Genomic DNA, 21,096 nt, shown 5'->3' on the forward strand with positions numbered 1-21,096 from the left:
TGGCGCAATCAGTTCGAGGAAGGGGTCATGCACGCGGCGTTCAACATGCCGACGCTGATGGCCACTGCCGCGATATAGATACCCGCAGCGATTTCGCCTTTTTTAATCCGTTCAGAGGCGCCTTTAAGCACCAGGCTGGTCACCAGAAACGCCAGCAGTTGTACGAAAGCGGCAATCACTGCCCAGACGACGAAGTCCAGAATGCTGATCGAGTAAGCAATCACATTGCTGGCCGGAATGGCGAAACCGATCATGGCGCCACCCAGCGCGATCGCGGCCGCAACGTTGCCCGAGCGGATCAGTTCGAACTCTTTGTGCGGGGTGATTCGGGTGTAGATGAACTGGAACAGCGCGAACAGCACGGCGGCGCCGAGGATGTACAAAACAAACCCGAGCACGGCGGCTTTGTTCAGGGAGATGGAGAGCGCTTCAAGCATGGACTTCTTCCTTTTTAAAAAGTGTTCAGGTCAGTGGTGTACAGCGAAATGCCCAGCGAAGTGCTCAAGCTGATAGTGCCTTCGGCGTCTTCCTCGACGGAAAACAGCAGGAATTCCCGGCGATCGGTCAGGCCGGTTTCACGGGCATACAGCATCGAACGGTGCTCGATGCTGTAGGACTCATCCGGGTTTTTCAGGTGTTCGCTCAGCGCCACCAGTTCTGTCTGGCCGCTCTCGGTGCCCCATTCGCGGGTGTATTCGACACCGTTGTGGTTGTAAGTCGGCAGGCCGATCAAGCTTTCAGGACCGGCCAGCCGACGCAACTCCGATTCACTGTTTATGGTGACGTAACTGAGGTAATTGAACAGGATCACTGATTCGACTTGTCCGGCTATGTCGCCGCTGGTGTGGACTTGCAGCCAGTGGTCTTCGTCGTTCATGTAATAGCGCGACAGCCAGGCCGACTGCCCGAGCTCGATGGTGCCGGAGCTCCAGATCTGCTGGGAGCCAGGAATGACCACAGCGGTGTTGCCGTCGAGCAACAATTTCAGGGTCGTGTCGAACATCACGCCCTTGCCCAATGCCAGGCCCAGCGGACCGGTGGCGGGCAGGGTTTCGTTGGCTGTCCATTTCGATTCCGTATTCGCTTTCGGGGCCTCAAGCCCCATCAACTGTTTAAACCATCCCATTGGTGATTTCCTTGAGGCGAGTGGAGGCGATGTAGAAGAGTTCGCCGCCCTCAACGCGAGTGGCGCCGGGCGGGTTGATCGAAGGCTGTCGGGCGCCTTTGGCGCGGTAGCCGATCAGGGTCGCGTTGTGGCGCTCTTTCATCTGTGTGTACAGATCGCCGAACGTTGCTTCAAAAGTCTCGGGCAGTCTCATCAGGTATTGGGTGGCGCCTTGACCCACGCACAGCAATTCATTGATGACCACTGACGAGCCCGGATCCTGAGAGGCACGCACCAACATCTCGATGGCCATGCTCGAGGTGCATTCCAGGCTGGGCGCGTAGGCGCTGGCAAGGGCGGCAATTTCACTTTCATTGAAGTGGGCGACCACATGCCCGACAGGGCTCAGTTGATTGATCGCCAGCACGGTGGCCAGGGTCAGATCGTCTGAATGGGTACGCACCAGGACGCGCTCGGCACCGGGAACGCCGGCCCGCAGCAAAAGCGCGGCAGAGGACAGGCTTTCGCCTTTGATAAAGTCCGCTTTGCCCGGCATGGGATTTTCTTCGAGGTCGCAATCGCAGATGACAATCAGGTTGTCATTGGACGTTTCGTCCTGCAGTAACAATTCAATGACCCGCTCGCTGGACGCGCCTTCCCAGCCGATGAGAACGGTGTGGCCGACCTTGCCGGTGAAATCGCCTTTGCCCTTCATGCCTTTTCTCCAAACATCGATGACGCTGCTGGTGGTTTTGCCGATGGCTGCCGTCAGCAGCGCAATGCCCCCGAGCATGACCCAGGTAGCCACGAAAATTCGTCCCGCCGATGTCTGTGGCGCGAGATCGCCATAGCCGACGGTGAGCGTGGTGGTGAGATAGAAGTAGGTAAACGTGGCGGGGGCGGTGAGGTGTTGTTCGCCCAGAAGCACCAGGCCGATATAGGCCGTGCTCAGGTGTATGCCCAACGCAATGGCCAGGCCTGCCCAGCCGAACCGATGGAAGAAGGACGAGGCGTACGTGCGCAATAAAAGGAAAATCGACATTACATCCCTGACTCCATGGGGGGCTCATTCCTGGCGACGTAATCGCTCTGGCGTCTGAGTGCTCAAGTGCGGTTACCGGACGGCATTAAACCTGCTGCGCGGCGTAGATAACAGTACCTTGGTTGCAATAAATCCGGCGATCGCACCAAAGATATGCCCTTCGAAGGACATGCCCTGGCGAGGAAAGAAGCCAAAAATCAAACCGCCATAGAGCAGAACCACGACACTGGCTGTTATCAGGTTGCTCCAGCTCCTCTGGAACCAGGCGCGCGACAGGAGGTACGCCCACAGCCCGAATACCCATCCGCTGGCACCGATGTGTACACCTGCAAAACCGAACAGCCAGACCAGCGTACCGCCCAACAGGATAATGATGGCGCTGACGGCCATGAACCGGTTGAGCCCTTCGACGATGACCAGGGTACCGAGAATCAAAAAGGCAATCAGGTTGGTGCTCAGGTGCGCAAAGGACCCGTGCAAGAAAGGCGAGGTGATGATGCCGACCAGTCCGTGCAGAGTTCTCGGCACCAGGCCGAAGGCAATAAGGCTGTAGCCGGTCACTACATTGAGCAGTTGCAGCGCGACCATGAAGAGGGCCACGCCTGCGATTGTCTTGAAACCCTTAAGGGCATCCATCCGTGACCTCGACTCGAAGGGCAGTGAATGCCCGTTACTTAAGCGCAACCCATGTGGGAGCGGGCTTATGTGGCGAGGGGGCTTGCCCCCGTTCGACTGCGAAGCAGTCGTAAAACCAGCCACCGCGTTCTAATTCAAGATCGTGGTGACTGGTTTCAGGTGCGCTTCGCGCCCCAACGGGGGCAAGCCCCCTCGCCACATAAGCCCGCTCCCACAGGTTCCGCAGCTCGGCATTAAATGCCCTTCCTGCTGCGGTGTTGCTTACTCAGCCGATTTTTTCTTCAGGCGTTCCAGAATCGCATTGGCGCTGCCTTCGTTCGGCGTGATGCCGGCTTCGCGCAGCTTGCGCTCCAGGTCGGTGCCGGTCGATGCATCGGCCAGTTGGTCCTGGGCTTCCAGTTCAGCGGCGCGTTGCTGCTGCTTGGCCTGCAGGCGGTTCAGCGTACCGACGGCGGTTTCCAGCTTGCCGTTGGCGCCGCCACTGGCGATCGAAGCGCTGACCTGGGCTTTCTGTACGCTTTCACGCGCCTTGGCCATGTCCACTTGCTGACGCAGGCTTTTGATGCGGTTTTCGGCCTTGGTGATGTCTTTACGCATGTTGTCCGCGTAACCGCCGAATTCGGTGGCCTGCTTTTGCTCGACATCCAGTTCATTGGTCAGGGTCGAAATGGCTTCGGCCACTTCCAGTGCCAGGTCTTCGCGGTTGGCCTGGATCGCGGCCAGGGCCTTGGATTCCAGATCCTTGATCTTGGCGTTGTACTCGCTGACGCGATCAGCCGACAGTTTGTGCTTGGCCATGATGGTGACCAGTTCACGCTTGGCGTTGGCCAGCGCGCTGTCAGCATCACGAATTTCCTGGTCGAGGATGCGCAGGGCCTGTTGGTCGACGATCGATTCGCCGACTTCGTTGGCACCGCCACGCAGCGCGGTGAACAATTTGCTCCAGATGGACTGAGTCATTGGATATTTCCTGTTCCCGAAAAATTAGATGAAGAAACGTTCAAAGGCTTCGCTGGCGCGCTGGACATTGTCGACGAGGGTTTTGACCTCGGTCACGACGTTGGTCAGGCTGGAGTCGGAGCTCAGGGCGCCGAACATGTTGTAAACGATCTGCCCGTTGGGCATGGACTCGATACCGATCGAGGACAGCGGGAACATTTCCCGGCTGCGCAGAACGGCATCATTGAATGCCGGTACGTCGTTGATGGACTCGACATCGACCAGAACGGTGTCCACGATGACCTGATCGCCAACCACGGCGATGTAAATCGGCAAGCCACCGAAATCGTTCATTTCCAGCTTGATGCTGGACTCGGAGCCTTGAACGAGGGAGAGGGTGATGTCGTTCGAAACCACTTCGTCGAGGGCCTGAAGGGCGCTGTAGAGGCGATCGATGTTCCAGTTATTACCTGCGCTCATGTAATTCTCCGACATGAATGAGCCAGCCAGAATCGGTTGGCGTAGCTGTTTCTCCATCTGCTTGAGCAGGCTTCGGTTTTCGGGAAGCACCCAAGTCTCGTGTTTCACATACCCGGCGGCACCCAGGCCCGCGCGCATCTGCTTCATGTAGAAGCTGGATGGTTTTTTCGCGGACGGTTTCGAGCGCTCTCCCTTTTGGCTCGCTGAATCGGTAACAGACCCGGTAGGCGGATCTGATGGAGAGCTGCTGTTCATGATGCTGACCCCGTTGTGAAAAACTCACGCGTGAGAAACACTACAGGCAATTTTTACGACCATCAATAGCTCACGCGTGAGATTTTTTCGACTGTTGCACAGGTGTATGACAAAAGAAGGTCTATCACTCAATGCCAGTCAGTTAAGCGCAATCCTGTGGGAGCGGGCTTGCCCGCGATAGCGATGTAACAGTCAACAAAGATGTTGGATGTGATGGCCTCATCGCGGGCAAGCCCGCTCCCACAGGTCCTTATCTTAATCAGCCAGAAAGTCGTCAGTGGACACCACGTGGGCATAAGCAAAACCCAGGGCCGACATGAAGGCTGCGTGAACGTGGGCAGCCGGGACGGTGACGCCGTTGAACTCAAGATCACGGGTGGCGCAGGCATCGTGGACGACGGTAACGGTATAGCCCAGGTCGGCGGCGGCACGGGTGATGCCGTCGATGCACATGTGGCTCATGCTCCCGACCACCACCAGGTGCTCGATGCCTTGCTGGTCGAGGATGGACTCCAGTTCGGTCTCACGGAACGCGTTGACGAAGTGTTTGAGCACTACCGGCTCGTCGGCGCGGTTGAGGACTTTAGAGTGCAACTTCGCGCCGTCGGAGCCCGGAGTGAAGAACGGTGCGTCGTCGGAGGTGAACTCGTGGCGGATGTGCACCACCGGATCATCGGCCTCGCGAAACGCCTGAATCATCCGTGCGGCGTTGTCCGCTGCGGCGTCGGCGCCCACCAGAGGCCACTTGCCCTGGGGGAAGTAGTCGTTCTGGATATCGACTACGATGAGTGCTTGCTTGGCCATGACTGTTTCCTCGAAGTGTGTGTTGGTTGTGGAATCAAGTATTGGGTTTAGCGGGCTGTTCGAGGATTGGCCGCACCGACAATAGCAGGGGGAAAACTGACAATGGGTGTGGAAAGGGCAGTCGCCGAACTGGGGGTGCTGATCTATCCCGGTGCGCAGATGGCGGCGGTGCATGGGCTGACGGACCTGTTCGGCGTGGCCAACCGGATCGCCGCCGAGCATCAGGCGGCGCAGCTACCGTTGCTGCGGGTCAGTCATTGGCAGGTCGAGGGCGATCAGGTGCCCGAGCGGGTCTATGACACCCATCCTGGCCCGGCCGGCGCATTGGTCGCCGTGTTGATCCCGCCCTCGATCGGAGGTTTTTCCGAGCGGCAGGCGCCCCAAGAGCTGATTCGCTGGATTCGTCAGCAGCACGCCAACGGTGCGACCCTCGGCGGGGTCTGCGTGGGCTCTATTCTATTGGCCGAAAGCGGCCTGCTCGATGGCCGTAGCGCGACTACCCACTGGACCTCGGCCAAGGCCTTCGCCGAGCGTTACCCGGCAATCAAGCTCAAGGCCGACACGCCGATTGTCGACGATGGTGACCTGATCACCACTGCCGGGTTGATGGCTTGGTCAGAGTTGGGATTGCGGCTGGTGAACCGCTTGCTCGGGCCGAGCATTGCCACCGGCACGGCGCGGTTTCTGGTGGTGGAACACAGCGACAGCGCGAGTGAGTGCGGCAGTAATTTTTCACCGATTCTCAACCATGGCGATGTGTCGATTCTCAAGGTCCAGCATTGGCTGCAAAGCACCGGGGCGACCGATGTCTCGTTGGCGGCGATGGCTGAGCGGGCGGGGCTGGAAGAGCGCACTTTCCTGCGGCGTTTTCGTGCGGCAACCGGGTTGAAACCCACCGAGTACTGCCAGCACCTGCGGGTCGGCAAAGCGCGGGAAATGCTCGAATTCACCAACGGCACCATTGATCACATTGCCTGGACCGTGGGTTACCAGGACCCGAGTGCGTTTCGGGCAACGTTCAAAAAGATTACCGGGCTGACGCCGAGTGATTATCGGGGGCGGTTTGGGGTGTCTGCGACCGCGGCCGTGGCTCGGTAGCGAGCATCACTGCAGAACCCATGTGGGAGCGGGCTTGCTCGCGAAAGCGATCTATCAGTCGACATTGATGCTAACTGATCCTCCGCATTCGCGAGCAAGCCCGCTCCCACATTGGGTCTATGCCAGACTTTGAGTCGTGCAAAATGCCGGGAGTATTGAAAGGCGTCGTGCAGAATAAAACAGGCCTTGTGCTATCACGCATTTCGCAATTGGCTGATTTAAAAACCGTTTATTTCCAGTCGCCATTGGCCTGATCTCTGCACCTCCTTCAGCTACATTTATCAAACGCAGATTGAAGGGGAACGCATGACCCCAACACATCGTAACAAACTGGTACTCGCCCATTCAGTGCGGCCCAGTGCCTCGCTGCACGAAGTCGAAACCAACCGCGCGTTGGCCCGTTGGCTGGCGCAGGTCGTAGGGCTCGAATACGGCGGCAGTTACGACCCGCAGCTGCATAGCGGCCGTGATATTTATCTGTTGCCGACCCAAACGCTGGTGGGCGTTGCTGCCGCCCGGCAGCTGGGCGTCAAAGGGCCGGAGGATTTGTGGGGCGGTTACGTCGACCACGATTTCATCTGCACCAAAGCCATCAGCCATGGGTTGTTGAACCGCTATGCGTTCGCACCCGAAGGCTGGTCGTCGTTGTTTTCCGAACGGGTGCGCAGCGTCGTGCTCGATGGCCTCAGTGTGTTCTCCCTGGAGGATGCTCGCCCGGCAGCGGAGCACTTGCTCTACAGCGGTCCGATCCGCATGAAACCTATTCATGCCTGCGCCGGACGCGGTCAGGAAGTGATCAAAAGCCTCGACCAGTTCGACGTCATCCTCGCTCGCCCCGATGCCAAAACATTGTTCACCGAAGGTGTGGTGCTGGAACAAGACTTGACCGAGGTGGTCACCCATAGCGTCGGTCAGAGTTTTATCGGCGACAAGGTGCTGAGTTATTGCGGTGATCAATACTTGACCGAAGACGGTCAGGGCGAGCAGGTTTATGGAGGGTCCAACCTGTTGGTGGTGCAGGGCTATTACGAGGACCTGCTGGCGCAGGAACTACCGGACGACACGAGGCTGGCAATCCAGCAAGCGCAGGTATTCGACAGCGCGGCCGATGAAGCCTACCCCGGTTTCTACGCCTCGCGGCGCAACTACGACATCGCCCAAGGGCTGGATTGCGATGGCAAACAACGCAGCGGCGTGCTCGAACAGTCCTGGCGCCTGGGCGGTGCCAGCAGTGCTGAAGTCGCGGCGCTGCAGAGCTTCGTCAACAACCCCGGCTTGCGCGCGATTCGCGTGTCGTCGATCGAAACCTATACCGATCAACCTCTGCCGGCCAACGCCATTGAGGTCTACCGCGGGCCAGCGGAACACAGTGACTTTCTTCTCAAGTACGTAACGGTCAAATCCTATGACGGCTAGAAGCGAAACCATTCAGATCGACATCGACGATGAACAGATGAGCGGAACCTTCCTCAGCCCCAAATCGAAAGTCCCGGGTGTGCTTTTCGTCCACGGTTGGGGTGGTAGTCAGGAGCGCGACCTGGAGCGCGCCAAAGGCATTGCCGGGTTGGGTTGCGTGTGCCTGACATTCGACTTGCGCGGCCATACTGGCGGGACCGGTATTCCGTTGTCCCGGATAACCCGCGAAGACAACCTGCGTGACCTGCTGGCGGCCTACGACCGCTTGCTCGCCCATCCGGCGCTCGACACCTCGGCGATCGCCGTGGTCGGCACCAGTTATGGCGGTTATCTGGCGGCGATCCTGACGTCCTTGCGCCCGGTGCGCTGGTTGGCGCTGCGGGTGCCGGCGTTGTATCGCGACGACTTTTGGCACACACCCAAGCGTGAGCTGGACAAGCTCGATTTGCGCGATTACCGCAGCACGCGGGTCAGCGCCGACAGCAATCGCGCGCTGCATGCCTGTTCGCAATTTACCGGGGATGTGTTGCTGGTGGAGTCCGAGACCGACGCCTATGTGCCCCACGCGACCATCATGAGTTACCGCGCGGCGTGTCAGCAGACCCACTCGCTGACTCACCGGATTATCGACGGTGCCGATCACGCCTTGAGCGAGCCAGTATCGCAACAGGCGTACACCTCGATCCTCGTGGGCTGGATCACGGAAATGGTGGTGGGCGAGCGGTTGAGCATTATTCAGTCGAGTTGAGATTTGCGGTGTTCTTGCGATCATTCGCGAGCAAGCCCGCTCCCACATTAGACCGCGTTCAGCCAGACAGCGCGGATCAAATGTAGGAGCGAGGCTTGCCCGCGAAGGCGTCATTGCGAACACCACTCACCCCGGTTTTTTCGAAATCCGCAACGACTTGGCCTTGGCTTCCACCACCAGGTACATCACCACGGTAATCAGTAGCGGCAGGAGGAAATAGATCGCCCGATAAGCGAGCAACCCCGCCACCAGACTTCCCCGCGAAGCCTCGTGTTGCAGCAGCGCCACGAACACTGCCTCCAGCACCCCAAGCCCGGCTGGAATGTGGGTGATGACCCCGGCGATGGCGCTGATCAGCAACACGCCAAGCACCAGCGGATAGTCCAGCTTGCTCGGCAACAGAGTGAAGATCACCGCCGCCATCAGCGACCAGTTCAGCGCGCCGAGGGCCAGTTGCAGGACGGCCATGTGCATTGACGGCAGGTTGATTTCAACGCCACGAATCGACCATTCCCGCCGCCTGGAAAACCGACAGGCCGCCAGATACCCCGCGCTCAACAGCAGCAATAACACGCCCACGCCTTGCAGGGCACCGCTGCTCAGTTTCCAGCCTGGCGGCATCCTCACCAATCCGCTGCTGAACACGGTGCCGGCAATCACCATGTAGCCGAACCAGTTGGTCGCCAGGCTCAGCCCGAGAATCTTCGCGATGTTGCTTTTGCTCACGCCGAGCCGTGAATACAGCCGATAACGCATCGCGACTCCGCCGACCCAGGCGCTCAGGTTAAGGTTGAAGGCATAGCTGATGATGCCCACCGGCAGGATCTGCCGCCAGGTCAGGTCCTGTCGGATATAGGTGCGACCGATCAGGTCGAAACAGGCGTACACCAGAAAACTCATCAACGTCAGTCCGGACGCGATGATCAGTGTGCGCACTTTGAAATCGGCGAGGGTATCGAACACTTCGCCCCATTCGATGCGCTGGGCAAGCATCGTGAACAGCACGATCAACGCCAGAAAAAACAGCATCGTCAGGGGCTTTTTCCAGCGGTGCCAGTGGGATTTTCGCGGCGTGTCGGAGTGAGGGGCAGGCTGCGCATCAGAATGCCTCATGCCTTATCGCTCCCAGTCGGATGGATGAAGGGTTTCAGGCGCGGTTTATGCGCCGGCAGCCAACCAGCCCACGCCGGGAAATGCCGCAGGAAGTGAAACACCAGAAAGCCGACAGTCATGTGCCAGATCCGCCCGCGAGGCGCCTTGTCCGCCGACATGACCTTGCAGTGGTTGCTGCTCAACTCGTCGAGACGCTCGAACAGATCGCGGTTGAAGGCGCGGTCGCGGATCAACACGTTGGCCTCCAGGTTCAGCGACAGGCTCAGCGGGTCGAGGTTGCTTGAGCCTACGGTGCTCCAGTCCTCGTCAACCAGGGCGACTTTGCCATGCAGGGGCCGGTCGCAATATTCGTAAATCGCTACGCCGGCCCGCAGCAGATAATCGTAGGTCATGCGCGCGGCGAGCCTGGCCACCCGCAAATCCGGCTGGCCCTGAAGAATCAGGCGCACCTCGACCCCTCGACGCGCCGCGTTGCGGATCTCCCGCAGCAGCCGATAGCCTGGAAAGAAGTAGGCGTTGGCGATCACCACGCGATGCCGGGCACCGCGCACGACCTGCAAGTACACCTCTTCGATATCGCCCGGGTGTTCGCCATTGTCGCGATACACCAGCCGGACCTGACCATCATGATCGCTGACCGCCAGTTCCGCGCGCCGCTGTCTGCGGCGTTGCCACCAATATTTGGCCCGGGCCGGGCGGCCGCTTTGCAGCAAGGCGAAATGATGGATATCGGCCACCGCCGGGCCTTGTACTTCAACCGAATAATCCTGTTTGGCCTCGGGGCCGAAGTCGGCCAAATGGTCGGCGGAAAAGTTGATTCCGCCGAGGAACGCAATCGTCCCGTCGACCACCACAATCTTGCGGTGCAGGCGGCGGAACCAGTTGGTGCGAATGCCAAAGTGACGCGGGGCGGGGTCGAATATTTGCAGGCGCACACCGGCATTGCTCAGGGCGGCGAGGAACTCCGTACTCAATTCGCCACAGCCAAAACCGTCGAGGTTGACGGTGATGCGCACACCCCGTTGAGCCGCTTCAATCAGGATTTTTTGCAGCTCATTGCCGACCTTGTCCTCGAACACAATGAAAGTCTCCAGCAGGATTTCACTCTGGGCCTGGCGCAGCGCTTCAAACACCCGTGGAAAGTATTCCTCACCGTTCTCCAGCAATTGGACCCGGTTGTTACCGTGCCAACCGTATTCGACGTTAACGACCGCCGGCTCACGCACGGGCGGAGGCGCGGAGACGTGTTCGATCGTGGTTTTTTCCATCAATGGGCCGGTCATAGCTCGATCTCCACCGATAGCGGTGCATGGTCAGAAAGGTGTGACCAGGGCCGTGCCGCCAGTACTTGCGGATGGCTGGCCTTGAGGTTGCGCACGTAGATGCGGTCCAGGCGCAACGCCGGCAGACGCGCCGGGAAACTGCGCGCTGGTTTGCCATGCAGCTCGGCGAACACCTCACGCAAACCGCAGGGCTTGAGCAGTGCATCGGCGCGCAGGCGCCAGTCGTTGAAGTCGCCGGCGACCACCACCGGGGCATCCTGCGGCAACTCTTCCATGCGTTGGCTCAGCAGCTTGAGTTGTGCCGTCCGGTGACTTTCGCGAAGCCCCAGATGGACGCAAATGGCATGCACTTCCCGACCATCGCCGGGCATGCGCAGCACGCAATGCAGGATTCCACGGTTCTCATGGCCGTGGATGGAAACGTCGAGGTTGTCGTGGCGGATGATCTGGAATTTCGACAACAGCGCATTGCCGTGATCGCCCGCCGGATAAACCGCGTTGCGCCCATAGGCAAATTGCGGCCACAGGGTATCGGCCAGAAACTCGTACTGGGGCATCGCTGGCCAATTGTTGTAGCGCTGGGGGTGATGCTCGTGGGTGCCATGGACTTCCTGCAGAAACACCACGTCGGCGGACACACTGCGCACCGCCTCACGCAACTCGGGCAGGATGAAGCGCCGGTTGAGCGCGGTGAAACCCTTGTGGGTGTTGACCGTCAGCACGGTGAAACGGCTCACGGCGCTGATAATGGGTTGCTGTTCATCCGTTGTGCCGACCGGTTCGGGAACGCTCATGGCAGCACTCCTTCGGCAACTGGCTCACCGGGGGCGGTGGCAAGGTCTTTGTCGAGATGCAAACGCTCAAGCAAGCGGCGGGCATCGAAGGGCGCCCGGACCTTGATGTCGTTATCGAAATAGCAGAACACTTCCCGAGACTTGCGTGTCTTGGTTTTTTGCCGGGGCGCGATCAATTGCGGATCCGCCGGTTGCTGTCCGTGATACCAGGCCTCGATCCGGTCGCCCCAGCGTTGCAGCGCTTGTGGGGTGTAACCGCTGGCGTAGAGCTCTTCGGCACCGTGCAGACGCAGATAGACGAAATCACTGGTGAGGTCTTCGCGATACGGCCATTTCCCGGCGGTGTCAGCGATGACCAGCGCGGTGTTGTAGCGTTTGAGCAGCCGGACGAAGGCGGGATCGACAAAGCTTTCGTGGCGAATTTCCACGGCATGGCGCAGCGGTTTTTTGCCGTAGGCTTTCATGCTGGCGTGACCGTTCAAGCGCGGCTCATGTTGGCGGGCGAGGGCGGCGGCCTGTTCCGTGTCGTGGGGTAATTGTTCGAGAAAGCTTTCGAACAATTCCGGGTCGAATTTGAAGTTGGGCGGAAATTGCCAGAGGATCGGGCCGAGTTTTTCCTTGAGCTCCAGCACCCCGGAGGCAAAGAAATTCGCCAGCGGCTTATGAATGTCCCGCAAGCGCTTGATATGGGTGATAAAACGCGGCGCCTTGACGCTGAAGACGAAGCCCGCCGGGGTTTCGTCGTACCACTGGGCATAACGTTCGGGCCGTTGCAGGGCGTAAAACGATCCATTGATTTCGATGCTGTTCACTGCCCGAGAAGCGAATTGCAATTCGCGCTTCTGGGTCAGCCCCTTCGGGTAGAACTCCCCCCGCCAAGGCGTGTAGCGCCAGCCTGAAATACCAATATGAATCGCCGCCATGTCGCCTCCCGTCTATGTTGCCCTCGGACAGCCTCTGTCTTTTGATGACTGTCGGGCGTGCGAGAAAGTTTCGACGGGGCTACGGACGGTAAAACTCAAAAACACCACAAATCAAATGTGTGCGGGCATGCTCGCGATGAGGCCAGAACATTCAACATTGATGTCGACGGTTAGACCGCCATCGCGGGCAAGCCCGCTCCCACAGTGTTTTTTGTTGTTCACAAATATTGCATTCACAGAAGATCCCTGTGGGAGCGGGCTTGCCCGCGATGGGGCCGTTCCAGACCACATCAATGCCGGATCAGTTTGTTTCGGACCTCGGTACTGGCCTGCTGATCCAGCTCCAGCCAGAACTGCTGCTTGCCGGCGATCTCGGCGGCGGCCGGTAAACCGTCGCGATACACCAGTCGATTGCTCGCCAGCGCCGGCACTTTCGCGCCTGGCAACAAGGTGCCGGCAAGGTTCAGCGGATCCACCCCGCACACCGCGATCAGACTTCCATCATGCGGTCGCCGCCTGACTTCGCGCAGCAATGGAATCGCCTCGGGTAACGCAAATTGCTCCCCCGCCAGACCACTGACAAACCGCCCGCCACGAATCTCGCCCCGGGCCTCGAGCCGATGGAACGTGCGCAGCAATTCCCGCCAACTCGGCAACCAGTCCGCCTCACGCTCCAGCAAGCGCCAGAACACCACGCCGTAACGGCGCAGCAAGGTCATGGCGATGTGTTCCAGGGATTCGCTGGGTGTGGGCGCCGGTCGTTGCTTATCCACAACTGGGGCGGCAGCACCGCGGCGCAGCAACGCCCAGCGTCCGGCATCGTCCATGCCGCCGACAAACGCTCCGCGCCCACGTCGGCTGCTGCGATTCTGGCGTTTGCTGGCCGGGGTAATCAGCGCGCGCAAGCCGGCGAAGCTGTCGGCGTTAACCAGCCCGGCACCGACCAGTTCCTGCAAGGCGATTTCCAGTTCCGAGCGCAGCAGATGGGCTTCATGAATCAGCTCATCGAAAAACAGTGCGCCGTGCTGACTGAGCGCTTCATGGACTTTTTGTGTTTTGGGCGACAGTTCGCTGACTGGCGTCTGCTCGGTCAAGCCGCTCCACAACCCGACCTGACTGCGCGGCAGCAATAGAATCGGCGTGCTGCGCAATGCCGTGCTGGCGCTCTTGTTGCGCGCGGTCAGACGGGTCCAGACCAGTTTGCCGCTGCGGCACAACTCATCCAGCCAACTCGCCGAATAGTCTTTGAGACGCGCCGGCAGAATGTCGCTGTCCCACGCTGACGCGGCGGCGGGGTAGCCTTCGAACTGGCTGATGATCGCCGGTAACACCGCGCGGCCCTGGCCTTGGCTCGCGGTGGAAAGATGCTGCCAGTCGAACAGGAATCGCATGAAATCCTGCAACGCCACCGGCTCGATTTCCCGTCGCAGACGCTTGACCGTATACCGATGAATCCGCGCCAGCAGATGCCGTTCACACCATTCTTCATCAGGGGCGCCTGGGGTGAATTGCCCGCGCAGTACATAGCCTTCGCGCTCCAGTTGCGCCAAAGCCTGAGTGACTTGAATCGCCGGTAATCCAAGCGGCTCGGCAATCGCCTTTAGCAGCAACGGACCAAACGCGCTGAGCCGTGCACGAATCAGTTCCAGCACTGCTTCGTCCGGCTCCCAGGTTTCATCGAAACCGGGCAATGCCTCCAACGGTGGAACCAATATGGCTTGTGGATAAATCGCTCGCAGGCAGGTCAGTCGTTCCAGCGCCAACCACAGCGATTGCTCGGCGTTGATCTGCAAACGGCTGGCCCGGCCACTGTCGGCCAAGGCATTCAGCCAATCGAGCCAATTCGGGTTGGCCTGGGCCTCGGCGTCGGCGATGCACGCCAGGCTCATCAGCGCTTCATGCATTTCATCAATGCCGGTTGGCGTTGGCCAGGCTTCATCACGCACCGCGGCAATCGCCTCGGCGTCCAGCGCACCGAGATCATCGGTGGATTGCGGATCGCTCCAGCGGCGGCTGAGCACTGCCTGAGTGCGCCGCTCTTCCAGCGGCGCATCGTCGAGAAAGGTGTAGGGGCGGGCGCTGAGAATCTCCGCCGCCAGTGGCGAGGGCGCCGGCAAATCGCGGCTGATCAGGCGGATGTCGCCCTGTTCCATGCGCCGCAACAACGCCAGCCAGCCTTCGCTGTCCATCGCTTCGTGCAGGCAATCGTCGAGGGTTTGTTCCACCAGCGGATGGTCGGGAATCTCGCGCTCGCCGGCGAGGTTTTCCACACAGGCGATTTGATCGGGAAATACGCTGGCGATCAGGTCTTCGCTTTTCATCCGCTGAATCTGCGGTGGTACTTTGCGTCCGCCGCTGTAACGCGGCAGCGCCAGGGCGACCCCGGCGTTCCAGCGCCAGCGCACGCCGAACAGCGGCGCCTCGAGCACTGCTTGAATCAGAATATGTTCGGCACTGTTGCTGTGCAGATGACGCCAGACCTCGTCCAGCTCGAAGCTATGACCGGTGGACAGCGACAGCACGATGGCGTCCTCGCTGGCGGCGGCCTGCAATTCAAAGTTGAACGTGCGGCAGAAACGCTTGCGCAGGGCCAGGCCCCAGGCGCGGTTGATGCGGCTGCCGAACGGCGAATGGATGATCAGCTGCGTACCGCCGGACTCGTCGAAAAACCGCTCCATCAGCAGCGTGTCTTGCGATGGCAAGGCGCCGAGGGTCTGGCGTGCCCGGGCCAGGTAATCCACCAGTTGCTCGGCGCTGGCGAGGTTCAGGCCGAGGGTGTCGGTCAGCCAGTCGACGGCTGGCTGCAAGTTGCCGGGTGTGGCACCGAGCCGCTCATCGAGTTGCGCTTGCAGGCGGGCCACGGCGAACGACAGCTCATCACTGCGCCCGGGTGCTTCACCGAGCCAGAACGGAATGGTCGGCGGTTGACCCTGAGCGTCTTCGACCCGGACCTTGCCGGTTTCGACCCGCAGGATTCGATACGACGTATTGCCCAGCTGAAAGATATCCCCGGCAATGCTTTCCACCGCGAAGTCTTCGTTGACGCTGCCGATGTTCAGCCCTTGAGGCTCCAGCAGAACGCTGTAGTCGGCGTTGTCGGGAATCGTCCCGCCGCTGGTCACGGCGGTCAGCTTGGCGCCTCGACGGCCGCGCAGAGTGTGGCTTACGGCGTCCCGGTGCAGGTAAGCGCTACGAATACCCAGGCGACCGCTGTAACCCTCGGCGAGCATTTGCAGCAGTGCCTGATAGTGCTTTTCGTCGAGCGTGGCGTACGGCGAGGCGTTGCGCAGCATTTCCAGCAGCGCCTGTTCCTGCCATTCCTGGCAGCTGACCTCGGCGACGATCTGCTGGGCCAGCACGTCCAGCGGCGCTTCGGGGATCAGCAACGTGTCGAGTTCGCCACGGCGGACGCAATCGAGCAGGGCGGCGCATTCGATCAGGTCGTCGCGGGTGGTGGCGAATAACCGGCCCTTGGGCGTGCCGCCGACCTGGTGCCCGGAGCGGCCAACCCGTTGCAGAAACCCGGCAATCGAGCGTGGTGAAGCGATCTGGCACACCAGGTCGACGTCGCCGATATCGATCCCCAATTCCAGCGAAGCAGTGGCGATCAGCACTTGCAGCTCGCCGCGCTTGAGCCGTTGTTCTGCATCCAGGCGAAACTCTTTGGCCAGGCTGCCATGGTGGGCCGCTACCGCATCCTTGCCGAGGCGTTCGCTCAAGTGCCGACTCAGGCGTTCGGCCAGGCGCCGGGTGTTGACGAAAATCAGCGTGGTCCGGTGTTCACGGGCGAGGGCGGCGAGTCGGTCATAGACCAGTTCCCAGACGTCGTTGGCCATTACCGCCGACAACGGCACGGGCGGCACCTCTATATCGAGATCCCGTGGACGGGCGTGGCCGATGTCGATGATTTCGCAGTCGCGATCACGGCCGACCAGAAAGCGCGAGACCGCTTCAATGGGTTTCTGCGTGGCGGACAGGCCGATACGCACCAGCGGTTGGGAGCAGAGTGCCTGCAAGCGCTCCAGGCTCAGGGCCAGGTGGCTACCGCGTTTGCTGGCGGCAATGGCGTGGATTTCGTCGACGATCACCGTGTGGGTGGTGCCGAGCATTTGCCTGCCGGAATCGGAGCCGAGCAGCACGTATAGGGATTCCGGGGTGGTCACCAGAATGTGCGGCGCGGTTTTGCGCATGGCCGAACGCTCTTTTTGCGGCGTATCACCGGTGCGCACGGCAGTGCTGATTGGCACATCGGGCAGGCCCATCACCCGCAACTGTTCGGTGATGCCGGCCAGCGGGTTTTGCAGGTTGATCTGGATGTCGTTGGACAGCGCCTTGAGCGGCGAAACGTAGACCACCAGGGTTTCGTCCGGCAGGCCATCCGGGCTCTCCAGGCCACGATGGACCAGATCGTCGAGCACCGCCAGAAACGCGGTGAGGGTCTTGCCGGAACCGGTGGGCGCGGCGATCAGGGTCGAACGGCGCTGGCGGATCAACGGCCACGCCCGGGCCTGGGCGGCGGTGGCCGCTGGGAAGGTGTTGCTGAACCAGGCGCTGACGGCGGGGTGAAAGCCTGCCAGTGCAGCGTTCGTGGGGATGGGCAGATTCATGTCCTGATTTATGCGGGCGAGTCGGGGAAGATGCAAGTACCGCTCACGACCTTTGCCGGCCTTTAGGGCCCTATCGCGGGCAAGCCCGCTCCCACAGAGTTCTCTGTTGTTCACAAATATTGCATTCACAGAAGATCCCTGTGGGAGCGAGGCTTGCCCGCGAAGAGGCCAGTAGCAGCACCACAAATCCCGGGGATCTACACTTTACGGATGACGGTTGCGCACTAAACCCGCAAAATGCAACGATTCCGGCAATTATTGAGGACATCGCCTGCGGGCGCTGTCGATAAAGCCATCGTTCCAATCAGACTGGGCCTGCTGACTCTATGCGAATGCGCCTTATGTTACTGGGCGGCGGAAATGCCCTTGGGCAGGCGCTGATTCGCCTCGGTGCGGAGGAAGACATCGGTTTCCTCGCCCCCCGCCCACCGCAAGACGGCTGGGACGCCGCGAGCCTGACGCAACTGCTCGACGATACCCGTCCGGATGCGTTGATCAATCTCGCCTATTACTTTGACTGGTTCCAGGCGGAAACCGTCAGCGAACAGCGTCTGGCCGGGCAGGAGCGAGCCATCGAGCGGCTGGCCGAGTTGTGCCAGCATCACAACATTGTGCTGCTGCAACCGTCGAGTTATCGCGTGTTCGATGGCTCCCGGGCGACCGCTTACAGCGAAAAAGACGAACCGGTACCGCTGGGCCTGCGCGGTCAGGCCTTGTGGCGAATCGAGCAAAGCGTACGCGCCACCTGTCCGCAGCACGTGCTGCTGCGTTTCGGCTGGCTGCTCGATGACAGCCCCGACGGCACCCTCGGGCGATTCCTGAACCGGGCCGAGAAAGCTGAAGAACTGCTGATGGCCGATGATCGTCGCGGCAATCCGACGCCGGTGGACGATGCTGCCCGGGTGATCATTTCGGTGCTCAAGCAACTCGATTGCTCCGCGCCGCTATGGGGCACTTACCACTACGCCGGGCATGAGGCGACCACGCCGCTGGCACTGGGGCAGGCTATCCTTACCGAAGCACGCGCCCTGCACCCGTTGGCCATCGAAGCGCCGACCGCCCAGGCTCACGCCGCGCGGCCCGACGCCGCCGAAGAACCGCAACACGCAGTGCTGGCCTGCAAGAAAATTCTGCACACTTTCGGGATCAAGCCCCGCGCCTGGCGCGCGGCACTCCCGGGCTTACTGGATAGGTTTTATCGCCATGGCTGACGGCCCTGTTTTAATCACCGGCGGCGCCGGTTTCATCGGCTCGCACCTGACCGACGCCTTGCTCGCCAAGGGGCACTCGGTGCGCATTCTCGATGACCTCTCCACCGGCAAACGCAGCAACCTGCCGCTGGACAATCCCCTCATCGAACTGATCGTGGGCGACGTCGCCGATGCCGCACTGGTGGCGCGTGCGATGGCCGGTTGCAGCGCGGTAGCGCATCTGGCTGCGGTGGCTTCGGTGCAGGCCTCGGTGGATGACCCGGTGAAGACCCATCAGAGCAATTTCATCGGCTCGCTGAATGTCTGCGAAGCCATGCGTCAGACTGGCGTCAAACGGGTGCTGTACGCGTCCAGCGCAGCGGTCTATGGCAACAATGGCGAAGGCGAGTCGATCGACGAAGACACGCCCAAGGCACCGTTGACGCCGTACGCGGCAGACAAGTTGGCGAGCGAACATTACTTCGATTTCTATCGTCGCCAGCATGCTCTGGAGCCGGTGGTTTTTCGTTTCTTCAACATCTTCGGCCCGCGCCAGGATCCGTCCTCGCCGTATTCCGGGGTGATCAGCATTTTCAGCGAGCGTGCACAGAAAGGCTTGCCGATCACCGTGTTCGGCGATGGCGAGCAGACTCGGGATTTTGTCTACGTCGAGGACCTGGTGGACGTGTTGGTGCAAGCCATCGAGAAACCGCAGGTCGAAGTCGGTGCGGTGAATGTTGGCTGGAATCAGGCGACGACCCTCAAGCAAATGCTTGCAGCCCTTGAAGCGGTGGTCGGCAAGCTGCCGCCCGTGAGCTACGGCCCGGCACGCTCCGGTGACATCCGCCATTCACGCGCGAACAACCGGCGTTTGCTGGAGCGGTTTACCTACCCGGAGCAGACACCGATGAGTGTTGGTCTGGCGCGATTGCTGGGACGCTGACATTTTGTACGGCCATGAAAAAGGCGCCTTTGAAGGCGCCTTTTTTGTGGGTCGGATATCACTTTCAGGGCCAATGCAGACCCCTGTGGCGAGGGGGCTTGCCCCCGTTCGACTGCGCAGCAGGCGCTATCCGGACAATGAGGTATGTCAGGCGAAATGCGCTCGTAGATTTGGGGGTTACTTCGCAACCCAACGGGGGCAAGCCCCCTCGCCACAGGAATCGCTTTCGCCATTACAGCGGTGGATTGCTTAAAACTTGTAACCCAAACCAACCATGTAAATGAACGGGTCCACATCAACGTCGACCTTGGCCCGGGTGCCCGGTGCGACGGCGTTGTTTTCCACGGTCGCGGTGGTGTCGATGTCGATGTAACGTACTTGGGCGTTGATCATTACGTTGTCGGTCAGCATGTAGTCGGCACCGATCTGCCAGGCCAGACCCCAGGAGTTTTCTGCCTTGAAGTTGCTGAAGCCGTTAGCGGCGGCTTCGCTGCCGACGTGCTCGTCGTAGATCCAGGTGTAGTTGATACCGCCGCCGATGTACGGCTGGAACGCGGACTTGGCGTCCAGCGGGTAGTAGACCAGGCTCAGGGTTGGCGGCAGGTGTTTCAGCGTACCGAGTTTGCCATTGGCCGCGCCGAGGGCGGTGCCTTTGAGCTTCACGTCATGCTCGAACGGCGAGGCCGCGAGCAATTCGATCCCCAGGTTATTGGTGATCATGTAGGCGAAGTTCAGGCCCAGTTGCGTGTCGCTGCTCATGGTGGCCTTGCCACCCAGGTCGGCGCCCTTCAGCGGGCCTTGATCGACCTTGACGCTGGAGCTGTCGGCATCCGGGTTGACGGTGATCGCACCGGCCCGAACGATGATGTCACCGGCGGTGTGAGCATGGGCGAGCGGGGCTGCGAGCGCGAGGGCGAACAGCGAAGCGCAGAGCAAGGACTTGTGCATGGGGGGCTCCAAAGGACGTTAAAAATGTTCGATGTCCAATGGTAGGGATCCAACTGATACGGTCTTTTGATTCAGCTCAATGAAACAGTGATAGGCGGTTTTTTGGTGGAGTCTTTGATGGCCTCATCGCGGGCAAGCCCGCTCCCACAGGGATCTTCTGTGAATGCAATATTTGTGAATAACAGAGAACACTGTGGGAGCGGGCTTGCCCGCGATGGCGATTGAACAGACAACACAGAACTCCCGGATCACTCCGGCAATTCATACACATAAATCTTGTCCGCCTCCATCTGATACCCGGCATCCGCCAACTCGCTGGTGGATGCCTTGACCTGCAACGCACCTTCGATCCAGTAAGGCTGGTACAGCTCATCAAGCTTCACGCCGACTTCGCTTTTGACATGCACGATCTGGTTCGACGGAGGAGGCGGAACGTGGATGCAGGCGCCGAAATACGGTACCAGCAGAAACTCCGTGGTGCGGCCTTCTTCACTGACTTCCAGCGGCACGATGTACCCCGGCAAACGAATATTCTTGCCGTCGAGGCTCTTCACCACTGGCGCGTTCGGCATGTCCTGCTTGACGGCCGGGGCTGACTCCGCGGACAACGCGTCGCTCATCTTCGACAGGTCATGCAGCGGCGTCATGTTCGGCACTTCTGGCGCAGCATCCGGCGGGATCATTTCCGACCAGGTCAGGTCTTTCGGCTCGGCCGCCCACAGCGGAAGGGCAACCAGCATCAATAGCGCAAGCACAGCGCGGGGCATCATTA

General features: G+C 60.3%; 19 protein-coding genes. 5 read left to right on the top strand and 14 right to left on the bottom strand.

Translation table 11 applies throughout. The features are described 5' to 3' along the window. Positions 1-8: 8 nt before the first annotated feature. From F6R97_RS17990 to F6R97_RS18020, 7 genes are all read right to left on the bottom strand, one after another. On the bottom strand, positions 9-437 hold the full coding sequence (locus F6R97_RS17990) for a DUF350 domain-containing protein (protein ID WP_315866887.1): 429 nt from the start codon (positions 435-437) through the stop codon (positions 9-11). Between the two features lie 14 nt (positions 438-451). After that, the gene (locus tag F6R97_RS17995) at positions 452-1,126 is read right to left on the bottom strand and encodes a DUF2491 family protein (RefSeq protein WP_048396422.1); all 675 of its coding nucleotides are present in this window, start codon (positions 1,124-1,126) and stop codon (positions 452-454) included. Next, the gene (locus F6R97_RS18000; protein ID WP_315866888.1) at positions 1,113-2,147 is read right to left on the bottom strand and encodes an ion channel; all 1,035 of its coding nucleotides are present in this window, start codon (positions 2,145-2,147) and stop codon (positions 1,113-1,115) included. Before F6R97_RS18000 ends, F6R97_RS17995 begins: the two co-directional genes overlap by 14 nt. A gap of 72 nt (positions 2,148-2,219) precedes the next feature. Continuing rightward, the gene (locus F6R97_RS18005) at positions 2,220-2,783 is read right to left on the bottom strand and encodes a rhomboid family intramembrane serine protease (RefSeq protein WP_315866889.1); all 564 of its coding nucleotides are present in this window, start codon (positions 2,781-2,783) and stop codon (positions 2,220-2,222) included. Positions 2,784-3,044: 261 nt separating this feature from the next. Next, positions 3,045-3,743 (bottom strand): PspA/IM30 family protein, encoded by a 699-nt coding sequence (locus tag F6R97_RS18010; protein WP_007896817.1) that lies wholly within the window; start codon positions 3,741-3,743, stop codon positions 3,045-3,047. Positions 3,744-3,767: 24 nt separating this feature from the next. Further along, a complete protein-coding gene (locus F6R97_RS18015) occupies positions 3,768-4,349 on the bottom strand; it encodes a YjfI family protein (protein WP_088500343.1) in 582 nt (193 codons plus the stop codon). Positions 4,350-4,712: 363 nt separating this feature from the next. After that, positions 4,713-5,261 carry a cysteine hydrolase family protein gene (locus tag F6R97_RS18020; RefSeq protein ID WP_038981327.1) on the bottom strand — a complete coding sequence of 183 codons (549 nt, stop codon included), beginning with the start codon at positions 5,259-5,261 and terminating at the stop codon, positions 4,713-4,715. Between the two features lie 102 nt (positions 5,262-5,363). Between F6R97_RS18020 and F6R97_RS18025 the strand changes: the two genes are divergently transcribed. From F6R97_RS18025 to F6R97_RS18035, 3 genes are all read left to right on the top strand, one after another. Then, entirely contained in the window at positions 5,364-6,359 is a 996-nt protein-coding gene (locus F6R97_RS18025; protein WP_038981328.1) for a GlxA family transcriptional regulator, read from the top strand. A 306-nt stretch (positions 6,360-6,665) separates the two neighbouring features. After that, a complete protein-coding gene (locus tag F6R97_RS18030; RefSeq protein WP_315866890.1) occupies positions 6,666-7,775 on the top strand; it encodes a DUF3182 family protein in 1,110 nt (369 codons plus the stop codon). Continuing rightward, positions 7,765-8,523 (top strand): alpha/beta hydrolase family protein, encoded by a 759-nt coding sequence (locus F6R97_RS18035; RefSeq protein ID WP_038981330.1) that lies wholly within the window; start codon positions 7,765-7,767, stop codon positions 8,521-8,523. Before F6R97_RS18030 ends, F6R97_RS18035 begins: the two co-directional genes overlap by 11 nt. A gap of 126 nt (positions 8,524-8,649) precedes the next feature. Here F6R97_RS18035 and F6R97_RS18040 read toward each other — a convergent pair whose 3' ends face one another. From F6R97_RS18040 to F6R97_RS18060, 5 genes are all read right to left on the bottom strand, one after another. Continuing rightward, the gene (locus F6R97_RS18040; protein WP_038981331.1) at positions 8,650-9,636 is read right to left on the bottom strand and encodes a lysylphosphatidylglycerol synthase domain-containing protein; all 987 of its coding nucleotides are present in this window, start codon (positions 9,634-9,636) and stop codon (positions 8,650-8,652) included. Then, positions 9,633-10,919 (bottom strand): cardiolipin synthase ClsB, encoded by a 1,287-nt coding sequence (clsB, locus tag F6R97_RS18045; RefSeq protein ID WP_038981332.1) that lies wholly within the window; start codon positions 10,917-10,919, stop codon positions 9,633-9,635. The genes F6R97_RS18040 and clsB overlap by 4 nt, the downstream gene beginning before the upstream one ends. Next, positions 10,916-11,713: an endonuclease/exonuclease/phosphatase family protein gene (locus F6R97_RS18050; RefSeq protein ID WP_038981333.1), complete on the bottom strand. Its 798-nt coding sequence runs from the start codon at positions 11,711-11,713 to the stop codon at positions 10,916-10,918. Before F6R97_RS18050 ends, clsB begins: the two co-directional genes overlap by 4 nt. Then, the gene (locus tag F6R97_RS18055) at positions 11,710-12,636 is read right to left on the bottom strand and encodes a DUF72 domain-containing protein (RefSeq protein ID WP_038981334.1); all 927 of its coding nucleotides are present in this window, start codon (positions 12,634-12,636) and stop codon (positions 11,710-11,712) included. The genes F6R97_RS18050 and F6R97_RS18055 overlap by 4 nt, the downstream gene beginning before the upstream one ends. 290 nt (positions 12,637-12,926) lie before the next feature. Further along, on the bottom strand, positions 12,927-17,243 hold the full coding sequence (locus F6R97_RS18060) for a DEAD/DEAH box helicase (RefSeq protein ID WP_315866891.1): 4,317 nt from the start codon (positions 17,241-17,243) through the stop codon (positions 12,927-12,929). A gap of 326 nt (positions 17,244-17,569) precedes the next feature. Here F6R97_RS18060 and F6R97_RS18065 point away from each other — a divergent pair, with 326 nt between their 5' ends. Together F6R97_RS18065 and F6R97_RS18070 are read left to right on the top strand one after the other, a co-directional pair. Further along, complete coding sequence (locus tag F6R97_RS18065) at positions 17,570-18,454, top strand: sugar nucleotide-binding protein (RefSeq protein ID WP_038981336.1); 885 nt, start codon at positions 17,570-17,572, stop codon at positions 18,452-18,454. After that, positions 18,447-19,376 carry an NAD-dependent epimerase/dehydratase family protein gene (locus tag F6R97_RS18070; protein ID WP_038981337.1) on the top strand — a complete coding sequence of 310 codons (930 nt, stop codon included), beginning with the start codon at positions 18,447-18,449 and terminating at the stop codon, positions 19,374-19,376. The genes F6R97_RS18065 and F6R97_RS18070 overlap by 8 nt, the downstream gene beginning before the upstream one ends. A 249-nt stretch (positions 19,377-19,625) precedes the next feature. On the opposite strand, the gene F6R97_RS18075 is transcribed toward F6R97_RS18070, so the two are convergent. After that, positions 19,626-20,324 (bottom strand): OmpW/AlkL family protein, encoded by a 699-nt coding sequence (locus F6R97_RS18075; RefSeq protein ID WP_050681902.1) that lies wholly within the window; start codon positions 20,322-20,324, stop codon positions 19,626-19,628. Between the two features lie 248 nt (positions 20,325-20,572). Continuing rightward, entirely contained in the window at positions 20,573-21,091 is a 519-nt protein-coding gene (locus F6R97_RS18080; protein ID WP_050681918.1) for a DUF3299 domain-containing protein, read from the bottom strand. Between the last annotated feature and the right edge of the window lie 5 nt (positions 21,092-21,096).

The organism is Pseudomonas sp. JV414, from assembly GCF_032424305.1.
Taxonomy (GTDB): Bacteria; Pseudomonadota; Gammaproteobacteria; order Pseudomonadales; family Pseudomonadaceae; genus Aquipseudomonas; species Aquipseudomonas lini.

Excerpts from the sequence above, each read along its gene's own strand:
- F6R97_RS17990 (WP_315866887.1), bottom strand. The coding sequence starts at position 437 with ATGCTTGAAGCGCTCTCCATCTCCCTGAACAAAGCCGCCGTGCTCGGG.
- F6R97_RS17995 (WP_048396422.1), bottom strand. The coding sequence starts at position 1,126 with ATGGGATGGTTTAAACAGTTGATGGGGCTTGAGGCCCCGAAAGCGAAT.
- F6R97_RS18000 (WP_315866888.1), bottom strand. The coding sequence starts at position 2,147 with ATGTCGATTTTCCTTTTATTGCGCACGTACGCCTCGTCCTTCTTCCAT.
- F6R97_RS18005 (WP_315866889.1), bottom strand. The coding sequence starts at position 2,783 with ATGGATGCCCTTAAGGGTTTCAAGACAATCGCAGGCGTGGCCCTCTTC.
- F6R97_RS18010 (WP_007896817.1), bottom strand. The coding sequence starts at position 3,743 with ATGACTCAGTCCATCTGGAGCAAATTGTTCACCGCGCTGCGTGGCGGT.
- F6R97_RS18015 (WP_088500343.1), bottom strand. The coding sequence starts at position 4,349 with ATGAAGCAGATGCGCGCGGGCCTGGGTGCCGCCGGGTATGTGAAACAC.
- F6R97_RS18020 (WP_038981327.1), bottom strand. The coding sequence starts at position 5,261 with ATGGCCAAGCAAGCACTCATCGTAGTCGATATCCAGAACGACTACTTC.
- F6R97_RS18025 (WP_038981328.1), top strand. The coding sequence starts at position 5,364 with ATGGGTGTGGAAAGGGCAGTCGCCGAACTGGGGGTGCTGATCTATCCC.
- F6R97_RS18030 (WP_315866890.1), top strand. The coding sequence starts at position 6,666 with ATGACCCCAACACATCGTAACAAACTGGTACTCGCCCATTCAGTGCGG.
- F6R97_RS18035 (WP_038981330.1), top strand. The coding sequence starts at position 7,765 with ATGACGGCTAGAAGCGAAACCATTCAGATCGACATCGACGATGAACAG.
- F6R97_RS18040 (WP_038981331.1), bottom strand. The coding sequence starts at position 9,636 with ATGAGGCATTCTGATGCGCAGCCTGCCCCTCACTCCGACACGCCGCGA.
- clsB (WP_038981332.1), bottom strand. The coding sequence starts at position 10,919 with ATGACCGGCCCATTGATGGAAAAAACCACGATCGAACACGTCTCCGCG.
- F6R97_RS18050 (WP_038981333.1), bottom strand. The coding sequence starts at position 11,713 with ATGAGCGTTCCCGAACCGGTCGGCACAACGGATGAACAGCAACCCATT.
- F6R97_RS18055 (WP_038981334.1), bottom strand. The coding sequence starts at position 12,636 with ATGGCGGCGATTCATATTGGTATTTCAGGCTGGCGCTACACGCCTTGG.
- F6R97_RS18060 (WP_315866891.1), bottom strand. The coding sequence starts at position 17,243 with ATGAATCTGCCCATCCCCACGAACGCTGCACTGGCAGGCTTTCACCCC.
- F6R97_RS18065 (WP_038981336.1), top strand. The coding sequence starts at position 17,570 with ATGCGAATGCGCCTTATGTTACTGGGCGGCGGAAATGCCCTTGGGCAG.
- F6R97_RS18070 (WP_038981337.1), top strand. The coding sequence starts at position 18,447 with ATGGCTGACGGCCCTGTTTTAATCACCGGCGGCGCCGGTTTCATCGGC.
- F6R97_RS18075 (WP_050681902.1), bottom strand. The coding sequence starts at position 20,324 with ATGCACAAGTCCTTGCTCTGCGCTTCGCTGTTCGCCCTCGCGCTCGCA.
- F6R97_RS18080 (WP_050681918.1), bottom strand. The coding sequence starts at position 21,091 with ATGCCCCGCGCTGTGCTTGCGCTATTGATGCTGGTTGCCCTTCCGCTG.